The organism is Streptomyces seoulensis, assembly GCF_022846655.1.
Lineage (GTDB): Bacteria > Actinomycetota > Actinomycetes > Streptomycetales > Streptomycetaceae > Streptomyces.
The window spans coordinates 4050400-4073657 of sequence record NZ_AP025667.1; the positions used below are offsets into that span (position 1 = coordinate 4050400).

Below are 23258 nucleotides of genomic sequence, written 5' to 3' on the forward strand. Positions count from 1 at the left end.
GCGCCGGGCCCTACCCCGCCGGCCCGTCCAGTACCACCCTCAACTGGTGCAGCCGCACCGCCAGATGCAGACGCAGCGCGGAGTCGGCCGAGCGCCAGTCGTCGCCGAGGAGGGCGGCGATGCGGTCCAGGCGCTTCAGGAGGGTGTTGGTGTGCACGTGGAGAAAGTGGGCGGTCCGGCTCAGACTCCCGGCGTGGGCGAAGTAGGCGGCGGCCGTGCTGACCAGGTCGGTCGACCGGCGCCGGTCGTAGTCGAGCAGTGGTCCGAGGGAGTCGCCGATGAACCCCTCCAGCTCCTGCGAGCGCCGGGGGTCGAAGACGAGCCCGTACATCGCGTACCGCCGCGTGGTGGCACCGCGGTCGCTCTCGCCGAGGCAGCGCATGACGTCCAGGCAGCGTTGGGCCAGCGTGAAGGAGTGGGCGCGGTCGTGCCCGGTGATCCGGTCGGCGACCACGAGCACCGGCGTGCCGAGCCTGCGGCGCAGCCGGTGGTGCAGCGTCCGTACCGCCGCCTCGGGGTCGTCGGTACGGAGCAGCATCGTCGCCCGGCCCAGGTATTCGCCCGCCAGCCCGGACCACTCCGGTGAGGAGGCGTGCAGCTCGCGGACGATGTCGCCGGTGGGCCGGTCGGGGCAGTCGGCGGTGACCAGGACGTCGAGCTGGTCGACGTCGACGCCCCGCGCGAGCGCCCGGTCGCGCAGTGCCGGATGGACGGGCTGGAGCGGCGGGTGGGACAGCAGCTCCATGAGCAGTTCGCCCCGTACCCGTTCCTCGGCCTCCACGCGGGCGTCGCGCATGAGCGCGAGCAGGCCGGTTATCTGGGCCGAGCGCTCCAGCATCCGGACGTCGGCCGACTCCGTGACGGCCCGCCGCCGCAGGGACAGGGAGCCGAGGTGGCTGCCCCCGGCCTGGATGGCGGCCACACTGAGGACCGTACCGTCGGCCCCCTCGCCGTGGACGCAGCGGCCGGTCCGGCGCGCTCTCTCCAGCAACTCCTTCTCGAGGCACGGATCGTCGCCCGCCGTCGCCGACCCGGAGGAACGCGTGGCCACGACCTCGTCGTCCCGGTCCCGGATGGTGACCACGCCCTCCAGGTGGTCGACCAGCGACTGGGCGATGTCCCCCGGCCCTCCCCCGGTCAGCACCACATGGGTCAGCGCCTCGTGCACGGCGGCGGCCCGCTCCATCGTGGCGACCTGGTCCTCGATGACGCGGTAGGCGTCCCTGAGCCGCTGGAGGGCGACCCGGCTCTCGTCGTACAGCCGGGCGTTGTTGAGGGCGATCGCGGCATGGTCGGCGAAGGCGCTGAGGAGGGCGACCTCGTCCTTCTCGAAGGGGCGCTCGGTGCGGTCGGCGGCGAAGAGGACACCGATCACGCCATCGCCCACCAGGAGAGGCACTCCGAGCAGGGCCACGAGCCCCTCTCTGGCGACGAGGAGGTCGAAGTCGCGGTGGCGGTGGAAGCCGTCGGCCTGCCGGTAGTCGCTGACCCAGACCGGCGCTCTGGCCTCGATGACCGAGCCGCCGAGGCCCGCCCCCGCGGGCATGCGCGCGAAGGAGAACTCCGGCGAGATGGTGCCGGCCGACGCGCTGAGGGTGAGGTCGCCGTCCGCGTCCAGGAGCGAGAGATAGACGAAGTCGCTGCCGATCAGCTCATGTGCCTCCCGGACGATCGACGGGAGCACCACGTCGACCTCCCCCAGCACGGTCAGCGAACGGGCCGTCGCGTACAGGCTGCTGAGCTCGCGTTCGCGGCGCAGCCGGTAGGCGGCCAGTTCGCCGTGGCCGCCGTCGCTCGCCGGCTCGGAATCGGTCGGTGCCATGGATCGCCTTCGACTGCTCTCGACGAGAGAGGAGGTGGTGGATTCACCCACCCCCAGGGTGCGAGGAGTGTAGCCAATCCCCATCTCGCGAAGTGCCTGCTCAGCCCTACTCTCACCCCACGACACAGACACGGCGCAGAGCTGTGGCACAGGTCCCGACCGGCCGGCGGGCGTCCTCGCACCCACCCCTGAACCAGAACCGGAGGGATGCCTCCCATGGCCTCATCCGCGCAGGCCCACGTCCAGGCTGACGGCTCCGATCCCGCCACGGTGCCCGAGCGCCGCACCGGCTGGAAGCTGCTGGCGGCCGGGCTGATCGGCAGCTCGATCGAGTGGTACGACTTCTTCCTCTACGGCACGGCGGCGGCACTGGTCTTCCCGCACGTCTTCTTCCCGCACTCGTCCGCCTTCATGGGCACGCTGCTGTCCTTCAGCACCTTCTGGGCCGGTTTCGTGGCCCGGCCGCTCGGCGGGCTGCTCGCCGGTCACTTCGGTGACAAGCACGGGCGCAAGCCGACGGTCGTGGCCTGCCTGATCGGCATGGCCGCCGCGACGTTCCTCATCGGCTGTCTGCCGAGCGCCTCGACGGCCGGCGTGCTCGCACCGGTCCTGCTGGTGCTGCTCCGCTTCGTCCAGGGGGCGGCGGCGGGTGGCCAGTGGGGCGGCATCGCGCTGCTCCTCACCGAGTCGGCGCACCCCAAACGCCGTGGCTTCGCGGGCACGTTCGGCCAGACGAGCGTGCCGGTGGCGGTCATCATCGTGAACCTGATCTTCACCACGACCGGGTCCGTCGTGTCGAGCGACGCGTTCCTGGACTGGGGCTGGCGCATCCCGTTCCTGCTCAGCGCGGTCATGTTCCCCGTCGTCCTGCACATCCAGAACAAGGTCGAGGACACCCCGGACTTCCGCGAACTCCAGAAGGCGGCGGCGGGCAAGCCGGAGGCGAGTGTGGTCCGGGCCCCGCTGACCGAGGCCGTACGCCACAACTGGCGCACGATCCTGCTCGGTTGCGGCACCCTGTCCGCCACGAACAGCCTCTTCTACGTCAGCATCACCGGCCTGCTCAGCTACGGCACGACCACGCTGCACATGGAACGCAACTCCCTGCTCACCGTCACCCTGCTCAGCTCGGCCCTGATGGCGGGGATACTCCCCTACGCGGGTCACCTGTCGGACCGCTTCGGCCGCCGCAACCTGGTCCTCGTCGGCGGACTCGGCGTGGCCGCCTGGGCGTTCCCCTACTTCGCGCTGGTGGACACGGCGTCGGCGCCGCTGGTCTTCGTCGCGGTCACGGTCGGCTTCCTCTTCCAGGGCCTTACGTACGGCCCGATGGCCGCCTTCCTCGGTGAGCTGTTCGCACCCAACGTCCGCTATTCCGGGGCCTCTTTGGCCTACCAGCTCTCCGCCATCGTCGTGAGCGGCGGCACGCCGATCCTGATGACCGCCGTGGTCGCCAAGACGGGGACGACCACGCTGGTCGCGGCGTACATCGCCCTCATGGGCCTGATCACCTTCGCCAGCGCCTGGTTCCTGCCCGAGACGAACCCCGCCGAGGTACGCGGTGACCCGGACGCGCTGCCCGGTGCGCAGCTCTACTCCTGACCGGCCGGATTCCCCAACGACGAGGAGACATAGCCATGTTCACCCCCGAACCGGGGTTCCCGCTCGGTGACATCCCGGCCGTGTACGCGGCCGGGCGCCCAGACGCCGTCGCGGTCCGCTGCGGCGACGCGGAGCTCACCTGGGAGCAGCTCCACCAGGCGAGCGACGCCGTCGCACGCGGTCTGAAGCGGACCGGCGTCGAGCGCGGGCACATCGTCCCCCTCATGCTGCCCAACGGTGTGGACGTCGTGGTGGGGGCCTTCGCCTGCCTCAGGATCGGTGCGGTGCCCCAGCCGCTGTCGACCAGGCTCGCTCCGGCCGAGGAGGAGGCGATCCTCGCGCTGTCCGAACCTGTCACGGTCGTCGGCCTGCGGGAGGGCGCACCCGTCGGCGACGGCCGGTTCAGGTCCACCACCGTGGCCGTGCTGCGTCGACTCGGCAGCACGGAGGCGGCCTTGAGGACGGAGGTCGGGCCTTCGTGGAAGGCGCCCACCTCCGGCGGTTCGACCGGCAGGCCGAAGATCATCCTGTCGGGGGCGGAAGGAGCGTTCAACCCGTTCGACATGGAAGCGTGGGGCCTCAGGCCCGGCGAGCGGTCGCTCGTCACCGCGCCCGTCCACCACAACGCGCCCTTCTCCACGGCCATGACGACGCTGTTCAACGGCGGCACCGTCACACTCCTCGCGCGCTTCGACGCCGAACAGGTCCTGGCCGAGGCCGAACGGCACGCGATCACCTGGGTGTACCTGGTGCCGACGATGATGCGCCGCATCCTGGCCCTCCCCGAACCGGTACGCGCCCGCTACGACCTCTCCTCGCTCGTCTCGGTCTGGCACTGCGCCGAACCGTGCCCGCCCGCGACCAAGCAGGCATGGATCGACTGGCTGGGCCCGGAAAGGGTCTGGGAGCTGTACGCGGGCACCGAGGCCCAGGCCGGCTGCACGATCTCCGGCACCGAGTGGCTGGAGCACCGCGGCTCGGTGGGCCGCCCCGCCTGGGGTGAGATCAGGATCGTCGGCCTCGACGGCACACCGGTCACCGAGCCCGGTGTGCCCGGTGAGATCTTCATGCGGGTCGCTGCGGGCAAACCGCCGGCCTTCCGCTACCTCGGCGCCGAACTCCACGAGACCGACGGGTGGTCGACCCTCGGCGACATCGGCGAGTTCGACGCGGACGGCTACCTGTACCTCCACGACCGCCGCTCGGACATGCTCCTGGTCGGCGGGGTGAACGTGTACCCCGCCGAGATCGAGGGCGCGCTCACCGAGCACCCGCACGTCCTGTCCAGCGCGGTCATCGGCCTGCCGGACCCCGACCGCGGCAACCGCGTCCATGCCATCGTTCAGATCGAGGAGGGCCGTACGACCACCCCCGAGGAGCTCACCGCGTTCCTGACCAGCCGGCTGTCCCCCCACAAGCTCCCCAGGTCCGTCGAGTTGGTGACGACCCCGCTGCGCAGCGCGGCCGGGAAACTCAGGCGCTCGGCGCTGCGGGCGGAACGTCTGAACGGCACTCCCGACTGAGGCGTTTCGGGCGCCGGCGGACCATCGGCATGTCAGCCGGCGCCCGGAAGTCACGGCGATTCCCGAAGCTCACTCATTCGGCAGACGGACAAATCGTCGCACATCGATTTCCGACACCTACCCTGCAAAAACCTAACGCAGCGGTCACCCTCATCGGAGATCACACATGAATGACCAGCAGAACGCGAAAGACGTACCCCGGCGTCAATTCGTGGCACTCTCCGGTGCCATCGGTGCCGCGGCGCTCCTGACCGGCGCGGCCGCGATGGGCGGCACGGCCACGGCGGCGAACGGGGGGAGCGCGGGCCCCACGCCCGACACCTGCCCCACTACTCCCCCGCCCCCGGGCGGCGCGAGCCCGTGTCCCCCCGCCCAGCTCCAGGGGCTCTGCGGCAGGCCCACGGACAACGACCCGCTGTGGCACGACGTCCAGTACTGCACCAACGGGACGGTGCCCCCGCCGCCGCAGCCCAAGCCGGACTGCCTGAAGATGACCCCGAACTACGTCGTGCTGCACGGAAAGCCGGAGACCACGCACAACTATCTCCTGCTGCCCACATGCCGTGTCACGGGTATCGAATGCCCGTTCCTGGAGACGGGTGGGGTGGCGAACTACTGGCACGAGGCGTGGGAGAACGCGCGCAGCGGCGGAAGTGTCCCCGTGCAGTACCCCAACATCGGACTGGGCATCAACTCCCAGGGCGCCCGGCGCTTCGACCAGCTCCACATCCACATGGCCGGTGTCCGGGCGAGCACGCAGCGTCGGCTCCAGGAGCTGGAGACGCAGGGCCGCATGGCCACGTCCCCCTCGCAGTGGGCGGCGACGGGCAACCAGGCCGCCATCACGGGGTCGGCGGGCGACCGCGTGTACCGCATCCTCCGGCTCCCCAACCTCAGGGACAACCTCTTCAACCTGCTGTACACGAACGTGGTGCGGCCGAACTCCCTGAGCATGGCGAACCAGACCATGATCGTGGTCCCGAAGATCACAGCCACCGGCTTCGCCAACGCCTTCTACGTCCTCAACAGCGACACGTCGATCCACGACGGCACGAGCACGTGCGACTACCTGCTGGTGTACAACTGACGCCTGCCGACGAGCGACGCGGGCCGGCTCCGTACACCTCGGGAACCGGCCCTCCGCCTCACCTCAGTCGCGCCAGCGCGGGTCGAGGGCGATGGTCCGCAGGCGCCGCATGCTCAGCGCGGGCTCCGGCCGGGTCACCGGGCCCGCCTCGGCATAGGAGTTGATCTCCCGGACCACGACGCGCAGGCCGTTCCGGTCCAGGGTGTCGACCTGCCAGACGACGGCCGAACCGCCCTTCTCGGAGGCGTCACGGGCTTCCTTCACCTCGGTGCCGTCCTCCAGCTCCGCACTGTGGCAGGTGAGATGCTCGCCGGCGCAGCCCATCATCCCTTTCAGCACCTGCGTGCGATCGCGCTGGATCTCCACGGACAGGAAGCTCTGTCCCTTGCCGTCGTCGTGGACCAGTTGCGCCCGTCCGGCGCCGCTGTTCACGTCCGTGACGCGATTCCCACCCGGCAGCAGGGAGCGCAGGACCGAGGTCATCCGGGTGGCGGCCGGGAGGTCGTCCCGACCGGGTGGCGGACCAGGAGTGTTCTCGGCGGGGATGGAGTCGATCGCCTTCCGCCACGCCGGGCTCCGCACGATCGAGGCCAGCCGGTCCATGGACAGCACGGGAACCACGGTGGAGGCCGAGTCCTTCTCGCCACCCCCGCCGAACTCCTGCAGGGACAGCTTCGCCCCGTCCCGCGTCACCAGATCCACGTACCAGCGGCGCTGCCCGGCATCGCTGTTCGGGTACGTGAAGGACTTGGTGGAGGTGAGCACGGAGCCGTCGGAGAACTTCCTCGTGGAGCATTCGTCGTACGGCCGCACCTCGACGGGCAGGCAGGCGCTCCCCTCCTCCGGCCCCGCGGTGTCGCGGCCCGACCGGGTGATCATCAGATCGACGGCGGACTTCGTGCCGTGCCGGTCGGTGTAGACGAGCCCCGCCGAAGGCATCGCCGACCACGCGTCCGCCGGCGTCCCCTTCCCGGACGTGTGCGTGATGGTGCCGCCCGCGGGCATCAGGCTCCGCAGTGTCGCCACCATGTCCGCCGCGCCGACCGGCGGAGCCGTGGTCGTCACGCCGCCCGTGATCGCCGGGTCGGCGAGTGTGAGGCCGGAGGGCCGCGCGGTCCCGCCCTGAAGCAGTCCCGTCCCGGCCAGGACGCCGCCGACCGCCGCCATCGTCAGCACGACACCGCCGCCGACCCGCGCGGCCTGCCACCGCCGCTTCCGGCGCCCGCGCAGGGCGGCGCGTTCCAGTAGTCCGGGGGGCAGTGGGGGCAGTGTGTCAGCGGCGGCGTCCAGCGCGGCGGGCAACCCCAGCTCGAACATCTGGTCGCTGTCGTCCGCTCCGAATGTGTCATGCGCCTGGGAGGGCATGGGAAATCTCCGTCTTCTGCGTTCCTGGGTACGACGATGAGGGCGCGCGGCCCGGATTCTCGGGTGGGGGGGAGGCACGGCTCCTATCGGAGCGCCAGCTCCGCCAACTGGTCCCCGAGCAGCGCCCGCAGCCGTCCGAGGGCGCGCAGGCTCCGGACGCGGACGGCGCCCGGCGAGACACGGAGGACCTCGGCCGTCTCCTCGACCGACCGGTCCTCCCAGTACCGGAGCACCAGCACAGCCCGGTCGTTGGCCGACAGCCGGGCCAGCCCCTCCAGCAGGGTCAGCCGCAGCTCGGTGTCGTCGGCACGGTCCGCGGTCTCGGGTATGCGGTCACTGGGCCGCTCCTTGGAACTGCGTCTGCGGCAGTGCGACAGGAAGGTACGGGTGAGCACCGTGTTCGCGTACGCCACCGGGGAGTCGATCCGGTTGATGCGCCGCCACGAGCAGTACATCTTGGCCAGGGTCTCCTGCACCAGGTCCTCGGCAAGGTACCGGTCGCCGCCGGTCAGCAGGCACGCGGTGCGGAAGAGATATGCCCCCCGCGCCACCGCGAATTCCTGGTACTCCCGGACTGCTGTGCTCGCCATGGGGTCCTTCCGTGATCCGAGTTCACTGCTTGGACGACACGGCAGGCGGCGGACGTTACAGGCGGATCACCGGTACCGGGGCGGCGACTACGGCCTGGTGGTCAGCGCATCGACCCGGTGCCTACGAAAACTGGGAGGCGCCCGTGCGGGCGCCTCCCAGAGGAAGTCAGCGGCGAGGAAAGCGAAGGAACTGGGTTTCGGGAAAGGAATGGAGAAGGAAGCCCCTTCATGGCCTCGCCGTGGGCAACGCTAGCACTCAGCCCGGGATCAGGTCGCGCAGATTTCCGAGGGTGACGACCCGTGAATCCGGGTGCAGTCCCTCGGGACGTTCGAGGCCGATGTACGTCACGGGCTCGTCCGGGATCCACTCGCCGTCCCACAGGTCCACGGGCGTGGTGTCGCCGGACATCAGGTCGATCAGGTACCTCACCGTCAACTGCTCCCGTTCCACGACGGCACGTACCACCGTCGACACGGATACCTGGTTCTCCTCGACCCGGTTGGCCTCCGGGAGGCCCCTCAGATACAGGTGCAGCCACTTCGCACGCCACCGGCCGTCCTCCCCGCGCCGGAACACCAGCGGCAGTGCCACCCGGCCCACCCCGCGCAGCTCGGACTTCATCCGCACCGTGCGCGGCTCGAACGGCCGGCCCTTCTGCTCGCCGTCGCGCAGCATGAAGCCGAAGAACGACTCCTCGACCTCCTCGAAGCCTTCGCCGGCATAGATGGCGACCTGCGGAACGATGAATGTGCCGCGCACCCGGTCCAGGGACAGGCTGATGAACTCCGAGGCCCCGTCCGGTGCCTCGGTGATGTCGCCCGAATGCTCGCCCCCGACGGCCTTGAGGGACGTGTAGGAGAGCCAGGAGTCGGTGCTGTAGTCGGCGTGGAGCAGCAGCGCCGACAGGTCGTAGTCGGTCCGCTCCTCGGTCTCCTTCCAGTACACGAAGAAACGGAGCTGCTCGCCGTCGACCGCGGAGGTCGATCCTCGCGGCAGTACGCCGAGCCCGGCCGCGGTCGCCCGGCCACTGAGCGGAAGCGCCACGTCGAGGACGTCAGGGTCGAGGAGCAGCCGGCCCGGCGCCGGGAGCCGGCTTCGTATCTCGGCGTCCAGGGCGGCGATCAGGCGATCCCGGTCGGCAGCCGGAACCGGCGGCCGGAGGTCGGAGGTCACCCATGCCCGGCCGCGGCGGTTGACGAAGACCCGGGGCCCGTCACTCTCACGTGCCCGGTTCTGGAGATGCTCGCGCACCGAGAGCAGGACCCGCCCGGAGACGTCGGGAGCGACCTGCACGGCCGCGGCCACCACCGCGTCCCGCTGCTCCTGGTCGGCGGCGATGCGCAGCAGGTGGTCGACGGCGCGGAACAGCTTGCCGGGAGCGGCCTTCAGCAGCTTCAGCGCACCCGGAACGTCGAGCGCGTCGAGCAGCTTCTCGATCCGGCTGTCGAGGGACCGTGCCTCCTTCTCGCCCCGCGCGACCGCGAACACGTCGGCGGCGTGCGGCCAGCGCGGGTACTCGTGCGGGTGGAGGCGCTCGCCGAGCCGCTTGAAGGGCTCCCGGTGCGCGTGCACATCGGCGAGCTTCGCGGGGTTCGCCGCGACGACGGCGTCGAGCCCCGCGAGCAGCCCCCGGCGTAGCGGCCGCGACAGCGCCCGGAACCGGGTCGGCTCCTGCAGCGTCACGTCGCCGCCCGACAGCCCGCAGGCCAGACGCAGCACATCGGTGACGGTGTCGAGGAGGAGGTCCGTCCCCGCGCCGAGCCGGGCCTCGTTGATGACCGCCCGGTTCTCCCGGACCGGGATCGCCTCGGGCTGGGGACCTTGCGCGCACCGCTCGGCGAGAGCCTTGAGGTCGCGCAGGTCGTCCTCGCCCAGCGGGGTCGTGCTGCCGGCCAGGGCCAGGTAGAGGTCGACGAGTTCGTCGTCCAGGTCCCGGCCGAGATGCAGGACGGTGACCCGGTCGCCCGCCGAGGCGATCAGCTCGTCCTGCGCCGCGAGCATGTCCTCGTAGGTGTGCTGGTACCGGCCGTACGTGGGGAGGCTGAGCAGGTCCAGCACCCCGCGCCGGGTCGGCACTTTCTCGCGCGGCTTCTCGTCGCCGAGCGCCTTCGCCACGCACCGCATCCAGAACTTTTCGGTGTCCGGCACGTTCGCCGGGAAGTCGATGAAGTACGCGTTGTGCCGGACATGGTCACCGACCATCTCGCTCACGGTGCGCAGCGTCCGCTGGGCGGTGTGCACGACCGCGGCCTCGGACAGCCCCGACAGCCGTTCCAGCAGCTCCGCGGAGAGCTTGAAGCCCACGGAGGTCAACGCCGCGTCGAACTGCCGGGCGGCGACAGCCCCTTGCCCGGTGGAGCCCTTGGGGGACGGAAGGCGGTGGGTGTGCCGGATGACCAGCGATTCGAAACTGTGCGCCATTCGGGGATGATCGCAGAGGTGCACGAGCCGGTGCACCGGAGTTTCGACCTCGCGCGTCGGCTGACCTGATCGCCGAGGATGGGAATGACCGAAGGCCGGTTCGGATGTCTCCGAAACCGGCCCTGATCTACGACTCTCACGAGTCGGGACGACAGGATTTGAACCTGCGACCCCTTGACCCCCAGTCAAGTGCGCTACCAAGCTGCGCCACGTCCCGATGCGATCCCGGCGGAGTGTTCCGCGTGATCACGCAGGTCAACCCTACCGCACCCGCACTGGTGCCCGTACCGAGGCCGGAAAGGGCGCGGTGCTATTTGATGAGTGCGTTGGCGATCACCACGGCGAAGCCGAGCAGGGCGTCCGCCACGCCGGTGAGGATCGCGGCCGGCCAGCGGCGGGAGGCCCCGCGGGCGGTGATCAGGCCGAGGGCGAAGAGGATGGCGATGTTGACGTAGAGCGCCGGGTACTCGACCTCCCCCGGCGGCCACCACCCCCAGCCCGCGCCGGCCAGCAGAAGCACCGTCGGCAGTACGGCCGCCACGAGCGGCCACTCGTCGCGCAGGGCGCGCAGCACCTCCCCGCGGCGCCGGGGGCCGCGCTCGGCGATGTGGTGGGCGTAGCCGTGGGCGAGGGCGGAGGCGAAGGCGGTGACCAGCACCCACAGGGCGTCGTAGCGGCGGCTGGCCGCCGAGCCGTGGCCGTGCTGGGTCAGCGCGGCGACCAGGGAGCTGGCCAGCACGGCGCCGTACACCCCGCCGAACAGGACGGACTCACGGGTGTCGCGCCGCCGGGGCGCGCCGGTCTCCGCCGTCGAGTCAGCAGCCATGCCTCCCACGATCACCCGGACCCCGGGCCCCCGCACCCTGGTGACCACCGGCCGGGGGCGCGCACCAGGGTTGACACCCGGTATTTGTCCGCACAAAGGTGGGCCGCGGCAGATGTGGATCTGGTCCGGAGAAGGGCTGTCATGGTGGATGCGCTGGGTGTCGCCGTCGTCGGTTTCGGCTGGATGGGCCGGGTGCACACCCAGGCGTACGCCCGCCTTCCGCACCACTACGCCCACCTCCCCCTGCGCCCCGAACTGGTGGCGGTCGCCGAGGACGTGCCGGGGCGTGCCGAGGAGGCGGCCGAACGGTACGGGTTCGCCACCGCCACCCGCGACTGGCGCGAGGTGGCCGCCGATCCGCGCGTGCGCGCCGTCAGCATCACCGCGCCGAACTTCCTGCACCGCGAGATCGGCGTGGCCATGGCGCGGGCGGGCAAGCACATCTGGATCGAGAAGCCGGTCGGGCTGAGCGGCGAGGACGCCCGCGCGGTCGCGGACGCGGTGGCCGAGGCGGGCGTCCAGGGGGCGGTCGGCTTCAACTACCGCAACGCGCCCGCCGTCGAGACCGCCCGCGATCTGATCGCCTCCGGCGGGATCGGCCGGGTCACGCACGCCCGCGTCCGGCTGTTCAGTGACTACGCGGCGCACCCGGACGGTGCCCTGACCTGGCGGTACGAGCGGGACCGGGGCGGCAGCGGGGTGCTGGGCGACCTGGCCTCGCACGGCGCCGACCTCGCGTACTTCCTGCTCGGGGACATCGCGTCGCTGGCCGCCGACACGGCGGTGTTCGTGCCCGAGCGGTCCCGGCCCACCGGCGCCACCGCCGGGCACACCCTCGCGGCGGGCGGCGAGCGCGGCCCGGTCGAGAACGAGGACTACGTGAGCTGCCTGCTGCGTTTCGCCTCCGGCGCCCGTGGCGTGCTGGAGGCGTGCCGGGTCTCGGTCGGCGAGCAGAACAACTACGGCTTCGAGGTGCACGGCACCGAGGGCGCGGTCTTCTGGGACTTCCGCCGGATGAACGAACTCCGCGTCGGCCGGGGCGGCACCTACCAGGACCAGCCGGTGAGCACGGTGTACGTCGGTCCGGGCGACGGCGAGTTCGCCGCGTTCCAGCCCGGCGCGGCCAACGCGATGGGCTACGACGACCTGAAGGTCATCGAGGCGTACCGGTTCCTCCGCTCGGTCGCGGAGGGCAAGCCGTACGGCGCCACGCTCGCGGACGCGGTACGCGCTGCCGCCGTACTGGACGCGATGGCGGTGTCGGCGCGGGACCGGGGGTGGGTCGACCTGCCGGTGAGGTGAGGCGAGGGGCCACTGTCACAGCACACGCGAGGAGCACTCGAACACATGCGTATCGGAATTCTCGGCCTCGGCCGCATCGGCGCCTTCCACGCCGAGACCCTGTCCGCGCTGGACGCCGTCACCTCCCTCGTCGTCGCCGACCCGGTCGCGAACGCGGCCAAGGCGGCCGCCGAGCGGTACGGGGCCCAGGTCGCGGACTCGCCGGAGGCGCTGCTCGCGGCCGGGGTGGACGGTCTGGTGATCGCGGCCGCCACCGACGCGCACCCGGCGCTGATCCGGGCCGGTGTCGCGGCCGGCGTGCCGGTGTTCTGCGAGAAGCCGGTGGCCCGCACGATCGCGGAGGGCGTGGCGGTCCTGGACGCCGTGCGGGACAGCGGGGTGCCGGTCCAGATCGGCTTCAACCGCCGCTTCGACGCGGGCTTCATGGCGGCGCGGGCCGCCGTACGCTCCGGCGAGCTGGGCAAGCTGCACACCGTGCGCTCCACCACGCTGGACCCCGCGCCGCCGCCCGCCGCGTACGTCGCCGCGTCCGGCGGCATCTTCCGCGACTGCTCCGTGCACGACTTCGACATCATCCGCTGGGTGACCGGCCGCGAGGTGACCGAGGTGTACGCGGTCGGCGGCAACCGGGGTGCCGCGTACATCGCGGAGGCGGGCGACGCCGACACCACGGGGGCGATCCTCACCCTGGACGACGGCACGATCGCGGTGGTGTCCAACTCCCGCCACAACGCGCGGGGTCACGACGTACGCATGGAGCTGCTCGGCTTCGAGGACTCGCTCGCGGTCGGCCTGGACGACAGGCTGCCGCTCCGCTCGGCCGAGCCCGGGGTCACCTTCCCCTCGGGCACACCGCACGACTTCTTCATGGACCGCTTCGCCGACGCCTACCGCGCCGAACTCACCGCGTTCACCGAGGTGGTGGCCGGAGTGCGGCCCTCCCCCTGCACGGTCGCGGAGGCCCTGGAGGCGGGCTGGATCGCGGAGGCGTGCACCCGCTCCCTGCGCGAGCACCGCCCGGTGACGCCGGCGGAGGTCCGCACCGGCTGAGCACGCCCGCGCCCACAGGACGCACGGAGTGGGCCACCGGCCGGCGACGGTGGCCTCAGCGGTCGACGGCCGGCACCATGTCCAGGCCCGTCTCCCGCATGATCCGCGTCACCGTGTCCGCCAGGGCGCTGCTCGCGTCGATGACGGTCTCGATCCCGCCGGGCAGCAGGTCCCGCTCCCGGTACCAGTCGCGCAGGTGGTCGTCGGTGACGTGGGTCAGGTAGGCCGCGTCACCCTTCGTCGCGTGCCGGCGGAGTGTCTCCGCCAGCGGGACGTCCAGGTAGTAGCAGCGGGAGACGCCGCGGTGTTCACGCACGAGGTCGGTGAGCATCGCGGCGTACCGGTCGGCGTACAGGATGCCCTCGACGACCGTGTGGAACCCGGCGTCCAGCGCGTAGCGGGCCGTCATGCCGATCAGGCCGATGTTGGCCGCGCCGGGCCGGTCGCGTTCGCGCAGCACGTCGCGCCGCAGGTTGTCCTGACCCACGACGGCCAGGTTGCGGCCGAACCGTTCGCGCAGTCCGGCCGCGGCCGAGGACTTCCCCGAGGCGCTGTTGCCCCGCAGGACGATCAGCCGGGTCTCTCTGGTTCCCACCGTCACGACGGGCAGGATACCGAGACCGCCGTCACCTGGTGCGGTCAGTCGGACGTCAGGTCCCGCTCCTCCGGCAGCACTGCCACATCCACCCCTCGCACCTGCGCCAACTCGTGCTTGAGCGCGGCGAGTTCCGCACCGCCCGACATGTGGTTCGTCAGGTCCTCCAGCGTGATGTCCCCCCGCGCCGCGCTGAGTTCGAGGGTGCCGAGGCGGAGGACGGTGAAGTGGTCGCCGACCATGAAGGCGTGGTGGGGGTTGTGGGTGATGAAGATGACGCCGAGGCCCCGGTCGCGGGCGGCGGCGATGTACTTGAGGACCACCCCGGACTGCTTGACGCCGAGCGCGGCGGTCGGCTCGTCCAGGATCAGCACGCGGGCGCCGAAGTGGACGGCCCGGGCGATGGCCACGCACTGGCGCTGGCCGCCGGAGAGGGTGCCGATGGGCTGTTCGAGGTCGTCCAGGACGATGCCCATGTCACGGAGTTCGCGGTCGGCGATCTCCTTCATCCGGGCGATGTCCAGGCGACGCAACGGCCAGGGCCCCTTGGTGAGTTCGGAACCCAGGAAGAAGTTCCGCCAGACCGGCATGAGGGGGATGGTGGCGAGGTCCTGGTAGACGGCGGCGATGCCCTCGGCGAGGGCGTCGCGCGGACTGTCGAAGCGCACCGGCTCGGCGTCCACGAGGAACTCGCCCTCGGTGTGCCGGTGCAGGCCCGAGATGATTTTGATCAGGGTGGACTTGCCCGCGCCGTTGTCACCCAGGACGCAGGTGACCCGGCCGGCGTGGACGGTCAGGTCGACGCCGTGCAGGGCGCGTACGTTGCCGTACGACTTGCCCGCGTCGCGCAACTCCACCAGCGGGGCGGTGTCTTGGACGGTCATCGCATTCACCTCCGGGTCGCCGTGCGCTGGACCCACAGATTGATCAGGACGGCGCCGAGCAGCATCACGCCGAGGAACGCCTTGAACCAGTCGGGGTTCCAGCCCGCGAAGACGATGCCCTGGTTGACCATGCCGAACATGAAGGCGCCGAACACCGGCCCGATCGCGGAGCCCGAGCCACCGGTGAGCAGGCAACCGCCGATCACCGCGGCCGCGATGTAGATCAGCTCCTGCCCTACGCCCTCGCCGGACTGCACGGTGTTGAACGAGAACAGGTTGTGCATGCCGACGAACCACGCGCCGAAGCTCACCAGCATGAACAGCGTGATCTTGGTGAAGTCCACCCGGACACCGACCGCGCGGGCGCTCTCCTTGCTGCCGCCGACCGCGAAGATCCAGTTGCCGTACCTGGTGCGCAGCAGCACCCAGGTGGCGAGCGCGGCGAAGACGAGCCAGTAGAAGACGGTGATCTTCACCTGGACGCCCCCGATGTCGACCGAGGAGGCGAAGACCGCCTTGGCCTGGCCGAAGCCGTCCATGTCGCTGATGTCGTCGGTGGCGACGTTGTCGGTGACCAGCTTGGTCACCGCGAGGTTGACGCCCTGGAGGATCAGGAAGGTGCCGAGGGTGACCAGGAAGCTGGGCAGCCCGGTGCGCACCACCATCCAGCCGTTGAAGGCGCCGATGGCCAGCGACAGCACGAGGGAGACGAGGACGCCGGTCCAGACGTTCACCGTCAACTGGTAGCTGAGCATGCTCGCGGTGAGCGCCGAGGTGATGACGGCGACGCCGGAGGACAGGTCGAACTCCCCGCCGATCATCAGCAGGGCGACCGGCAGCGCCATGAGGCCGATGGTGGAGCACTGGTAGAGGACGGTGGCCATCGAGCCGCCCTGGCGCAGCGAGGGTGCCGCGATCAGGAAGAAGACGAAGACCGCCACCGCGCCCAGGAAGACGCCCACTTCGGGCCGGGCCAGCAGCCGCAGCGCCACCGGGCGCCGGGGGTCGCGTCCGGCGCCCGGAGCGGGGCCGGGAACCGGCGGCGGGGAGGCCGCCGGTTCGGTCTGCTGGGCGGTGCTCATCAGCGGGTGCCCTTCGCCGCGAACTCGGCGACCCGGTCGACGTTGGCCTTGTCCACGAAGGCCGGACCGGTGAGGACCGGCTGCTCACCGCCACCGCTGTAGTTGCCGTTGTTCTTGTACAGCCACAGCGAGTCGACCGCCAAGTAGCCCTGGAGGTAGGGCTGCTGGTCGACCGCGAACTCGATGGTGCCCTTCTTGACGGCGCCGGTGAGGTCCTTGTTGAGGTCGAAGGTGGCGACCTGGGTCTTGCTCCCCGCGTCGGCGACGGCCTGCACGGCGGTCAGCGCGAAGGGGGCGCCGAGGGTGACGACGTGGTCGAGGGAGCCGTCCTGCTTCAGCTTGGCGGTGATGGTGGACTTCACGGACGGCATGTCGGTGCCGTTGACGTACAGCGTGTCGGTCTTGCCGGAGAAGGTCTTCTTCACTCCGTCGCAGCGCTGGGTGAGGCCGACGTTGCCCTGCTCGTGGATCACACAGACGATCTTCTTCGCGCCGACCTCGTTCAGCTTCTTGCCGAGCGCCTCGCCCGCGACGGTCTCGTCCTGCCCGAAGAACTGGAGCAGCCCGAGCTTCTTCCAGTCGCTGAGCCCGGAGTTGATGCCGACCACGGGTATCTTCGCCGCGCCGGCCTTGGCGATGACGTCCTTCATCGCGCCGGGCTTGGCCAGGGTGACCGCGATGCCGTCCACCTTCTGGTCGACGGCGTTCTGCACCAGGTTGGCCTGGGTGCCCGCGTTGGGGTCGGCGGAGTAGACGAGCTTGATGTTGTCCTTGGCGGCCGCGGCCTCGGCGCCCTTGCGGACGATGTCCCAGAAGGTGTCGCCGGGCGACTGGTGGGTGACCAGCGCGACCGTCATCCGGGGGGTGTCGGCCTTGCCCGCAGGCGCCCCCGAGCCTCCCTCCGTCGCCTTCTTCCCGCCGGAACCGCTGGAGCAGCCGGCGAGGGTGAGGGCTGCCGCGGCGGCCACCGCCACGACGGGGGCAAGTGCGCGCGAGCGAGAAGAGCGGTCCATCGTTCCTGCACCTCACTGTGCTGGGGAGGGTGAGCGCTGATGTGCTGGGACGGGATACAAGTCCCTGCGCCGTTCGCTGTCAATGCTTTGTCCAGACATGCCGCCGGGGGCAGGTCAGGATGCGAGCACAAAGGGGTATTTCGCGGTCAGCCGGTGAGCGGCGCGAGTTCGCCGAGGAGGCGGGCCGCCGGGGCCGGGTCGACCAGCCATTTCAGATGGCTGCCCGGGAGGGTGCGTACGTCGTAGGGGTTGTCCGGGGTCAGCGCGTCGCCCTCGCGGATCAGCCGGTCCTGGAGCGCCGGGGGCATGCTCGCGTCGTCGGCGAGGCGTACGTAGGTCTTCGCAACGCGGCCCCAGGTCGCGGCCTGGGCGCGGTCGGCGGAGGTGCCGATGTCCAGGTTCTCGTCGGGCTGGAAGGTGTTCAGGAAGGTGCGGAACTCGTCGTCGGTGCCGTCGGCGAGGAAGGCGGCCTTGAGCGCGGCGAGGGCTTCCGGGTCGGCGGTGCGGAAGTTGACGCGGAGCAGGCCCAGCTCGGCGGGGTTCCCGGCGAGAGCCAGGGTGAGGGAGGCACTGTCGACCGCGGCCATCTCGGGTTCGGCGTAGTAGTCGCCCACGTCCAGTGCGACCGGGCACCAGGCCGAGACGTAGACCAGCCGGTCGATCAGGTCCGGCCGCGCGTTGGCGGCGGCGGTGGCCGTGATGCCGCCCCGGCTGTGCGAGACGAGGACGACCGGACCGTTCGCCCGGGCCCGCTGAAGCACCCCGATCAGATGGGCCACGTTGTCGGCGAGCGTGACGCCCTTGATCGCGCCGGGCGTGGTGGCGAGCCCCTCGGGGTCCTGCGGCGCCTGGTAGGCGGGCGGGTAGGTGGCGCCGAAGCCGTGGGCGGGCAGGTCGACGGCGACCGATCGGTGCCCGAGCAGGCCCAGCTCGGCCTGGAGCGGTGCGAAGGAGAAGGAGTTGGCGAAGGCGCCATGCACCAGTACGAACGTCGGCTGCACCGTCTGCTCACTCCTGCCCGCGAGGCCCGTCATCGGTGGGCCACCGTACGCAGCCGAAGATCACCGGCACTAGTGGTGGGAGGCGATCCGCTTGTGCAGGTGGCGGGTACGCCGAAGCCCGGCGGTCTCCTGAAGAGGCCGCCGGGCTTCGTCGGTGATCAGGCGTCGGCGCGGCGCCGCCGTCCGGCCATCACGGCGTAGACGAGGATGCCGGCGAACAGGAACAGCACGCCCTGGTAGACCGCCGCGTAGCCCGCGCCCGCGACCAGCCAGACGGAGAAGCCCGCGGCGATGGCGGCGATGACCACGTCGCGCACCAGGCGCCGTCCGTCGACCGCGTCGCGGCGGCCGGAGGCCAGGTGGTAGAGCTGCGCGGCCGTGGCCAGCAGGTACGGCACGGTCGCCGTGAAGGTGGTGACCAGCACCAGCACCTCGAAGACGTGCCCGGAGCCCGCCATGAAGTTGTAGACGGTGAGCAGCGAGGACAGGACGACCGTCACTCCGACGCCCACGGTCGGCACCCCGCGCCGGCGCCGGGCGAAGGCGGCCGGGAAGAGCCCGTCGCGCGCGGCGGCGTACGGGGTCTGCGCGCTGAGCAGGGTCCAGCCGTTGAGGCAGCCGGTCATCGAGACCAGCGCGGCCAGCGCCACGGCCCAGCCGCCCCAGGTGCCGCCGAACATGGAGTTCACGGCGTCGGAGAAGGGCGCGGTCGACTTGACCAGGTGGCTGTGGGAGACGGTGCCGAAGACGGAGACCGTGCCGAGGAGGTAGACGAGGGCGGCGCCCACGGTGCCGATCACGGTGGCTCGGCCGACGTTGCGGCGGGCGTCGCGGACCTCGCCGGCACTGACGGCGGCGGACTCCACGCCGAGGTAGGAGTAGAGCAGCAGGGCGGCCGAGGCGGAGACGGCGCCGATGGCGCTGCCCCCGGTGGCGTTGAACGTCCCGAGCTTGGAGGGGTCGAAGAAGAACAGCCCGCCGACCGCCACGAGCAGCAGCGGCACGAACTTCAGCACGGTGGAGACCAACTGCACGGCGCCCACCCAGCGGGTGCCGGCGAAGTTGGCGAGGGCCGGGAGCCACTGGATGACCAGGGCGGCCAGGCAGGCGGTCCAGCGGTGGTGGCTGACCGGGATCAGTACGTCGAGGTACCCCACGGCGGCGACGGCGAGCGCCGCGTTGGACACCCAGGTGGTGATCCAGTACGCCCAGGCCGCGAGGAATCCGGCGAAGTCGCCGAACGCCTCGCGGGCGTAGACGTAGGGGCCGCCGGTGCGCGGGTCGCGCTCGGCGAGCCGGCCGAAGACCAGGGCGAGCGCGATGGCGCCGACCGTGAGGACGCCGAGGGCGACCAGGCTGACCGTGCCGTAGGGGGCGACGGAGGCGGGGAGCAGGAAGATGCCTCCGCCGATGATGTTGCCCATGACCAGGGCGGTGGCGACGGGCAGCCCGAAGCGGCGGGTGTGCTTGTTCGCGTTGCCGCCCGGTTCCTCGGCCGGGGCGCCGAGGGGGCCCGTCGCCGGAGCCGGCGGCGGGGCGGTCCCGGTGACCTGCATGGGTGGGCTACCTCTCGCGGAACTGGCCGTGACCGGCACAGAGGGGGGACGGGCGGTGACCTGGCTCACGGGAAAGGGCCAGGTGGTCGGCCCTCCCGGAGCACCGGGCCAGGCCCCATGGTCGGTGATGCCCCGAGTCGCCGACAAATCACCGCTTCTTGTCCCGTCCCGTCCACGTGATCACGCAAGAACCACGCTTACGGGGCATTGATACCGGCAGATATTCACCCCTCCGCCGTCCCCGCGTCCGGGCTCAGGTCGCCGTCGCCGCGGCCGCCGCCCGGCCCGCCTGACGGCCGGAGAAGAGGCAGCCGCCGAGGAAGGTGCCCTCCAGCGAGCGGTAGCCGTGCACTCCCCCGCCGCCGAAGCCCGCCACCTCCCCGGCCGCGTACAGCCCCGGGACCGGCCGGCCCGAGGCGTCCAGCACGCGCCCGGAGAGGTCGGTCTGAAGCCCGCCGAGGGTCTTGCGGGTGAGGACGTTGAGGCGCACGGCGATCAGCGGGCCGGCGGAGGGGTCGAGGATCTTGTGCGCGGGGGCGGTGCGGCTGAGCGAGTCCCCGATGTAGGAGAGGGCGTTGCGGATGCCCATGACCTGCACGTCCTTGGTGTAGGGGTTGTCCATCTCGCGGTCGCGGGCCTCGATCTGCCGCTTGAGCCGGGTCAGGTCGATCAGGTTGTCGCCGGTGAGCTTGTTCATCCCGGCGACGAGTTCGGACAGTGTGGTGGCGACCACGAAGTCGGCGCCGTTCTTCTTGAACTTCTCGATCGGCTCGGGTGTCTGCCAGATCCGGGACAGCAACTGCCAGACGTTCTTGTTGGTGAGGTCCGGGTTCTGCTCCGAGCCGGAGAGCGCGAACTCCTTGGCGATGATCTTCTGCGTGGTCACGAACCACGAGTAGTCGTACCCGGACGCGGTGATCGAGCCGAGGGTGTGCAGGGTGTCGTAGCCGGGGAGGTCGGGGGTGCCGAAGCGCTTGCCGGTGGCGTCGAACCACATGGAGGACGGTCCGGGCAGGATGCGGATGCCGTGGCCGGGCCAGATCGGGTCGTAGTTGCGCAGCCCCTCGGTGTAGTGCCACATCCGGTCGGGGTTGACGATCCGGCCGCCCGCCCGCTCGGTGATGGCCAGCATCCGCCCGTCGACGTGCGCGGGCACCCCGGTGACCATGGACTTGGGCGGCGTGCCGAGCCGGGCGGGCCAGTTCTGGCGTACGAGGTCGTGGTTGGCGCCGATGCCGCCGGAGGTGACGACGACGACCGGTGCGCGCAGCTCGAACTCGCCGATCACGGTACGGGAGCTGGGCTTGCCGCGGGCCGCGCCGCTGGGTTCGAGGACGGCGCCGCGGACGCCGGTCACCACCCCGCCCGTGGTGACGATGCCGTCGACCCGGTGCCGGAATCTGAACGCGACCTTCCCGGCCGCCACCGCCGCCCGCACCTTCTTCTCGAACGGCTCGACCACGGCGGGGCCGGTGCCCCAGGTGACGTGGAAGCGTGGCACCGAGTTGCCGTGCCCGTCCGCGAGTCCCCCGCCGCGCTCGGCCCAGCCCACGATCGGGAACCACTGCACGCCGAGACCGGCGAGCCAGGACCGCTTCTCACCGGACGCGAAGTCGACGTACGCCTCCGCCCACTTGTACGCCCAGTGGTCCTGTCCGGCGGGGTCGCCCACGCCCCGGTCGAACCCGGCGCTGCCCAGCCAGTCCTGCCAGGCGAGGTCGCGGGTGTCCTTGACGCCCATCAGCCGCTGCTCATCGGAGTCGACGAAGAACAGCCCGCCGAACGACCAGAACGCCTGGCCGCCGAGACTCGCCTCGGGTTCCTGGTCCAGCAGCAGCACCTTGCGTCCGGCGGCGGCGAGTTCGGCCGTGGCGACCAGTCCCGCCAGCCCGTGCCCGACGACGATCGCGTCCGCGTCCTGCGCCTCCCCGGCGAAGGCCGGGAAGGCGTGGGCGGCGAGCGTGGCCCCGGCGAGCATCCCTCCGGTGACGGTGAAGGCGCGGCGACGGGTGATCCCGGTGGGAGCGATGGGGTTGTCCATGGCTGCCTTTCGTCAAGGGGGTGCCCAGGGTGCGGGGTGACGAACGAAGGCTGCCGAGGCAGGAAGGAGGTGCTGACGATCGCCGTCGGCAGGTGTTACCGACGGTAGCCCAGGGGGTGCGGGGCGACCAGAGTCATGCTTCAACTCTGTTGCCAGGTAGGCGAGTTACTGCCTACGGGGCGGCTTGAAGGCGTACAGATCGAGGATGTCGGGGCGGGGCGCGACGCCCGGCCCGCCGGCCCGCACCCAGCCGAGGATGTCCTCGGTGGCCTCCGGGTCGTTGACGAGCCCGAGCCAGGCGGGACGGCCCCCGGCCGCCCGTCCGGCGGCGGAGGGCTGGACGACGATCACGTTGGCCTGGTCGCACACGTCGAGGCAGTCGGATATCCGCACGGGGGCCTCCTCGGCGAGCCGGGCGGTCTGCGCGGCATGGTCGACCCCGGTCACCTTGGGACTTCCGCAGCAGCAGTCCCGGCACACCACGATCCGGCAGGGGGCGGGGGCGGGTCGCATCTCGGGCATGCGGTGATCGTCGCATCCGGCCTGGCGGGGCGTCAGCACCACCCTCGGTGTACCGGCCACGCGGAAAGCCGGTCCCGGCTCTGCGGTGGCTCAGGTCCGCCCGGGCTCGTCCCGGGGGAGGACGACGCCCTCGACGACCGGTCCGGCGCCGGGCGGAGTGGCGGGGTCCGGGGTACGCACGGCTCTGCTCTCACGCTGGAAGACGCGCGTCGCCTGCCCTGCCGAGCGGACGAGTCCGGGCAGCTTCCGGACACCGAGCAGGGCGATCAACACGAGCAGGATCAGGGCCAGTTCACTCAAGCCGAACATCGGATGCGGTTCCTCCCAGCGGGCGGCTGCCGGGACCGGGCGGCCCCACTCACCATGATTGTCCACCTGGCGCCCGCCCGCGATGGCCAAAGGGGCTTCTCCGCTCACCGGAAACGGACGGGCCCGGCGGCCACTCCCCCGGGCCGCCGGGCCCCGCTCACCCACACCGCGTCAGTGCCCCGAGCCGTGCCCGCCGTAGTGCCCGCTGATCTGGTCCCGGTACGCCGGGTCCCCCAGATGCTTGTCCTTGTCGAACTCGGGCGCGTCCTTGATCTGCGCCTTGGTCCGCGCCACGTGCACGGTCCGCTCCGCGTTGTCGACCCCGGTGATGGTCCCCGCCGGCAGCAGCACCTCCTTGCCGAAGATCCACACCCCGGTGTCCACGACGATGTACTGCGCGTCCACATCGTTGGAGTGCTTGTCCACCTTGCCGATGTTCCCGTCGAGCGCCTCGACCCGATACCCGGTCAGATCGGCGTCGGGTGTGTGCCCAGCGGTCGGACCGTAGCTCCAGATGTTCTCCGCGGCCATGTGTTCAACCTCCATATCGATGCCCGAGGAGGTGGACACGGCTCCGCATCACGGCTCCCACCAGGGGCTCTACGGGCGGGTGTCCTGCCTCGGGGGCGGCAAACCCGACATCCCCTTGCGGACCTTCATTCGGCC

The 23258-nt window shown here is 71.2% G+C and carries 20 protein-coding genes and 1 tRNA gene; 5 read left to right on the forward strand and 16 right to left on the reverse strand.

Going from position 1 to position 23258, the window contains the following annotated elements; all coding sequences use genetic code 11:
• Positions 1-10: 10 nt before the first annotated feature.
• Positions 11-1822, reverse strand: coding sequence for a helix-turn-helix domain-containing protein (locus HEK131_RS18660; RefSeq protein WP_244336237.1), 1812 nt, complete (start codon positions 1820-1822; stop codon positions 11-13).
• 216 nt (positions 1823-2038) lie between these two features.
• Between HEK131_RS18660 and HEK131_RS18665 the strand changes: the two genes are divergently transcribed.
• The 3 genes from HEK131_RS18665 to HEK131_RS18675 all read left to right on the forward strand — a co-directional run bounded on the left by HEK131_RS18665 (position 2039) and on the right by HEK131_RS18675 (position 6034).
• Positions 2039-3424, forward strand: coding sequence for an MFS transporter (locus HEK131_RS18665; protein WP_217463697.1), 1386 nt, complete (start codon positions 2039-2041; stop codon positions 3422-3424).
• A gap of 35 nt (positions 3425-3459) precedes the next feature.
• Positions 3460-4947: an AMP-binding protein gene (locus tag HEK131_RS18670; protein ID WP_244336238.1), complete on the forward strand. Its 1488-nt coding sequence runs from the start codon at positions 3460-3462 to the stop codon at positions 4945-4947.
• Positions 4948-5113: 166 nt separating this feature from the next.
• Complete coding sequence (locus tag HEK131_RS18675; protein WP_244336239.1) at positions 5114-6034, forward strand: CDP-diacylglycerol diphosphatase; 921 nt, start codon at positions 5114-5116, stop codon at positions 6032-6034.
• Positions 6035-6097: 63 nt separating this feature from the next.
• Here HEK131_RS18675 and HEK131_RS18680 read toward each other — a convergent pair whose 3' ends face one another.
• The 5 genes from HEK131_RS18680 to HEK131_RS18700 all read right to left on the reverse strand — a co-directional run bounded on the left by HEK131_RS18680 (position 6098) and on the right by HEK131_RS18700 (position 11237).
• Positions 6098-7399, reverse strand: a complete 1302-nt coding sequence (locus HEK131_RS18680) for a hypothetical protein (protein ID WP_244336240.1) — start codon at positions 7397-7399, stop codon at positions 6098-6100.
• 83 nt (positions 7400-7482) lie between these two features.
• Positions 7483-7989: a SigE family RNA polymerase sigma factor gene (locus tag HEK131_RS18685; RefSeq protein ID WP_217463700.1), complete on the reverse strand. Its 507-nt coding sequence runs from the start codon at positions 7987-7989 to the stop codon at positions 7483-7485.
• A 256-nt stretch (positions 7990-8245) separates the two neighbouring features.
• Positions 8246-10411: a hypothetical protein gene (locus HEK131_RS18690; protein ID WP_244336241.1), complete on the reverse strand. Its 2166-nt coding sequence runs from the start codon at positions 10409-10411 to the stop codon at positions 8246-8248.
• Between the two features lie 143 nt (positions 10412-10554).
• A tRNA-Pro gene (locus HEK131_RS18695) sits at positions 10555-10628 on the reverse strand.
• A gap of 93 nt (positions 10629-10721) precedes the next feature.
• Positions 10722-11237, reverse strand: coding sequence for a hypothetical protein (locus HEK131_RS18700; protein ID WP_244336242.1), 516 nt, complete (start codon positions 11235-11237; stop codon positions 10722-10724).
• A gap of 141 nt (positions 11238-11378) precedes the next feature.
• Here HEK131_RS18700 and HEK131_RS18705 point away from each other — a divergent pair, with 141 nt between their 5' ends.
• Both HEK131_RS18705 and HEK131_RS18710 read left to right on the forward strand, forming a co-directional pair.
• On the forward strand, positions 11379-12539 hold the full coding sequence (locus HEK131_RS18705; protein ID WP_244336243.1) for a Gfo/Idh/MocA family protein: 1161 nt from the start codon (positions 11379-11381) through the stop codon (positions 12537-12539).
• Between the two features lie 45 nt (positions 12540-12584).
• Positions 12585-13589, forward strand: a complete 1005-nt coding sequence (locus HEK131_RS18710) for a Gfo/Idh/MocA family protein (protein ID WP_244336244.1) — start codon at positions 12585-12587, stop codon at positions 13587-13589.
• Between the two features lie 55 nt (positions 13590-13644).
• On the opposite strand, the gene HEK131_RS18715 is transcribed toward HEK131_RS18710, so the two are convergent.
• The 10 genes from HEK131_RS18715 to HEK131_RS18760 form a co-directional block, all read right to left on the reverse strand.
• A complete protein-coding gene (locus HEK131_RS18715) occupies positions 13645-14199 on the reverse strand; it encodes an AAA family ATPase (RefSeq protein ID WP_244452065.1) in 555 nt (184 codons plus the stop codon).
• A 29-nt stretch (positions 14200-14228) separates the two neighbouring features.
• Entirely contained in the window at positions 14229-15068 is an 840-nt protein-coding gene (locus HEK131_RS18720) for an ATP-binding cassette domain-containing protein (RefSeq protein WP_244336245.1), read from the reverse strand.
• A gap of 5 nt (positions 15069-15073) precedes the next feature.
• A complete protein-coding gene (locus HEK131_RS18725; protein WP_244336246.1) occupies positions 15074-16150 on the reverse strand; it encodes an ABC transporter permease in 1077 nt (358 codons plus the stop codon).
• Entirely contained in the window at positions 16150-17163 is a 1014-nt protein-coding gene (locus tag HEK131_RS18730; protein ID WP_217463707.1) for a sugar ABC transporter substrate-binding protein, read from the reverse strand. Before HEK131_RS18730 ends, HEK131_RS18725 begins: the two co-directional genes overlap by 1 nt.
• A 146-nt stretch (positions 17164-17309) precedes the next feature.
• Positions 17310-18197 (reverse strand): alpha/beta fold hydrolase, encoded by an 888-nt coding sequence (locus HEK131_RS18735; protein ID WP_244336247.1) that lies wholly within the window; start codon positions 18195-18197, stop codon positions 17310-17312.
• A 125-nt stretch (positions 18198-18322) separates the two neighbouring features.
• Positions 18323-19720: an amino acid permease gene (locus tag HEK131_RS18740; RefSeq protein ID WP_217463709.1), complete on the reverse strand. Its 1398-nt coding sequence runs from the start codon at positions 19718-19720 to the stop codon at positions 18323-18325.
• A 253-nt stretch (positions 19721-19973) separates the two neighbouring features.
• Entirely contained in the window at positions 19974-21761 is a 1788-nt protein-coding gene (locus HEK131_RS18745) for an FAD-binding dehydrogenase (RefSeq protein ID WP_244336248.1), read from the reverse strand.
• Positions 21762-21926: 165 nt separating this feature from the next.
• On the reverse strand, positions 21927-22283 hold the full coding sequence (locus HEK131_RS18750; protein WP_244336249.1) for a (2Fe-2S) ferredoxin domain-containing protein: 357 nt from the start codon (positions 22281-22283) through the stop codon (positions 21927-21929).
• A 90-nt stretch (positions 22284-22373) separates the two neighbouring features.
• A complete protein-coding gene (locus HEK131_RS18755) occupies positions 22374-22592 on the reverse strand; it encodes a twin-arginine translocase TatA/TatE family subunit (RefSeq protein ID WP_244336250.1) in 219 nt (72 codons plus the stop codon).
• Between the two features lie 171 nt (positions 22593-22763).
• Positions 22764-23123, reverse strand: a complete 360-nt coding sequence (locus HEK131_RS18760; protein WP_244336251.1) for a PRC-barrel domain containing protein — start codon at positions 23121-23123, stop codon at positions 22764-22766.
• Positions 23124-23258: the final 135 nt, after the last annotated feature.